At 70.4% G+C, this 2767-nt stretch carries 2 protein-coding genes; both read right to left on the reverse strand.

What is annotated here, in order from left to right:
• Positions 1 to 79 precede the first annotated feature (79 nt).
• Positions 80 to 1447, reverse strand: coding sequence for a DUF1501 domain-containing protein (locus tag AB0H87_RS40250; protein ID WP_360158616.1), 1368 nt, complete (start codon positions 1445 to 1447; stop codon positions 80 to 82).
• A gap of 17 nt (positions 1448 to 1464) precedes the next feature.
• The coding region (locus tag AB0H87_RS40255) for a DUF1800 domain-containing protein (protein ID WP_360158619.1) at positions 1465 to 2767 on the reverse strand (1303 nt) is incomplete at its 5' end.

Consider the following 2767-nt stretch of genomic DNA (forward strand, 5'->3'; position numbering starts at 1 on the left):
GACGCCCTTGACCACCCGCCCCGCGTCGACGTCGAGGCAGGGGATCACCCGGACCGCGACGCTCACGACGCCAGGGTAGTCACGCAAAGAGCTTCACCGGGGCGTACTTCTGTCGGGGGAAGATCCTGTCCACCTCGGCGTTGGTCAGACCGAACCGGCCCTGCGCGACGGCACCGTAGACGTTGAACATGTTGTTGTATTCCGGGACGTTGCCTCCGTCCAGCTTCTCGAGCCCGTCCCACCGGCCGAGCAGGTTGCCGGCCAGCTTCTTGCCGGACAGCAGGGCGATCACGCCGCCGTGGCCGTGGTCGGTGCCGCTGCCGTTCTGGCTGACCCGCCGCCCGAACTCGCTGGACACCAGCACGGTCACGTCGGCCGCGGCCGGGCCCAGGTCGTCGAAGAACGCGGCCAGTGCCCGGGCCAGCTCGTTCATGTGGTCGAACACGTAGCCGCCCTGGGTGCCCTGGTTCTCGTGGGTGTCCCAGCCGCCCATGCCGACGGTCGCCACGCGGACGTTGGCGCCGCCCTTGATGAGCTGGGCGAGCTGGCGGAACGCGTTGCCGATGCCCTGGTACTCCACGCCGTCGGCCGGCTGGTAGCCGTCCGCGGCGAGCTTCTGTGCCAGGCTGAGCGCGGCCAGCCCTTCCCGCACCGACTCCTGCACGGGGTGGTTGATGTCGGTGAACAGCGTCTTGACGGCCTTGGCCGTGGCCGCCTTGAACCGCTGGTCGCCGTTGAGGTTGAAGGAGCCGACGCTGTTCATCGCGATCGCGCCGTTCGTGCCGACCAGCGAGCGGGGCAGCGTGCTGCCGATGCCGACGCTGCGGAACGCGGTGCCCGGGCCGAGCGCGTCGACCAGGCTGTCCAGCCAGCCCCGGCCGCCCGTCTCCCCCGGCAGGCCGCCGAGGTTGCAGGCGTCCGCGGCCTGGAAGTGGCTCAGCGACAGGCGCGGGTCGGTCACCGCCGGCACGAAGCCGAGCTGCCGCGCGTCGAGGTATTTCTTCAGGGGCGCGAACGCGCCGGTGAGCCGGAAGCCGCGCTGCAGGGCGATGCCGCTGTTCTCGGGGATGAGCTGGTCGGGGCGGACCTTGGCGAGCACCGGGTCGTCGGCCGGCGCCACCATGGCCAGGCCGTCCATCCCGCCGTAGAGGAAGACGTGGATCAGCGTCCCGGTCTTCGTCGCCGCGAACGACGCCCGGGTGGAGACGAACTGGGTGGTGGCCAGCGCGGTCGCCGTGGCCGCCGCGCCGGCGACGAACGTCCGCCGAGTCATGCCACGGCCGTCCTGCTGCTGCTCCTCCAGCTCGTTGAGCCGCTGCAGGCGGTCGCGCTCGGCGTCGTTCTCGGCCTCGACCGCGATCGCCTCGGCCCGCAGCACGGCGTCGAACCGGTTGCCGGCCAGCGCCTTGAGGTCCGGGCAGTCCGGGTGGACGGGGAATGTCGACACGCTGCTCTCCAAGGGGATCACCGGAGGTGGTGCTGCGGGGATGCGAGCAGGGCCCGCACGACGGAGGTCAGCGCGCCGCCGAGCGACGCGTCGACCTTTGCACCGGCGTCGACGCCGGCGATGGACAGCAGCGCCGCCTTCTCCTTGGCGCTCAGCTTCTGGTGGACGATGCGCTTCGCCAGGGCGTCGACGTAGGCACCGGCGGTGGCCGGCGGCGTCGCGCCGGCGAACTTCGCCGGGTCGACGTACGAGAACATCCGGCGGTTGCCGTTGACGATGTCCAGCGCCTCGTTCCAGCCGTTGATCATCGTGCCGGCCGAGGTCCAGGCCAGGAAGATGTCGGGATAGCCGTTCGGCGTCGCCTGGCCGGTCGGGAACTGGCCGAGCTCGTCCATCTTGTCGCGGATCTGCCGCAGGCCCTCCGCGAACGGCGTGCGGTTCCGGTTGCCCTGCTGGAAACCGGGACTCGGGGTGGGCGAGACGCCGAGCGTCCGGTACGTGGCGGTCAGGTACTCCATCGGCCGGCGTACCTTCTGGCCGACCGCGGCCCAGAACTCCGACGAGCGGAACAGCGTCATCAGCACCGGCTTGATCGCGCCGGCGTTGGTGGTGTACGTCTTGGCGAGCCGGTCGATCAGCGACCTGGGCGGGGTGTCGGAGACGAACCGGACCGCGAGGTTCAGCGCGATGTAGCGCGCCGTCGACGGGTGCAGGGCCAGGAAGCGGAAGTACGCGTCGCTGGCCGCCTCGCCGCCCTCGGCCGTGCCGTTCGGGTGGCTGAACCCCATGATCTTCACGGGCCCGACGTGGTGCCGCTCGGGCTGGTAGACGTACTGGTCCTCGCGGACGCCGCGGCCGGTCTGCAGCAGCGCGGCCTGCTTGACGTCCTTCTCCGTGTAGCCGCCGTCGACGCCGACCGAGTACAGCTCCAGGTTCTCCCGGGCGAGGTTCTCGTTGACGTTGTCCTTGCTCGACTGGTTCTGGTTGAGGTAGATCAGCAGCGCCGGGTGGCGGTTGGCGGCGACCAGCATGTCCGGGTAGCGGCCGAGCGCGTGCTTGCGGATGACGTCGCGGTCGAAGCCCGAGCGGACCATGTCGGAGCCGTCGAAGAACGGGCCGACGTGCAGGAAGTCGTTCCAGAAGTCGACCATGACCTCGAAGAGCTGCCGCTCGGAGAAGATCATCCGGCCGACCGCCGCGTCGACGACTTCCTGGTCGGCCTGGGTGCCGCGCTGGTTGAGCGTCTCCCGGTTGGCGCGCAGCTGGGGGATCGACATGGACAGCGTGGTCAGCTCGGCGAGCTTGAGCTCGCCCGCGGTG

It is taken from the genome of Asanoa sp. NPDC050611 (assembly GCF_040654855.1).
In the GTDB taxonomy this organism is placed as follows: domain Bacteria; phylum Actinomycetota; class Actinomycetes; order Mycobacteriales; family Micromonosporaceae; genus Asanoa.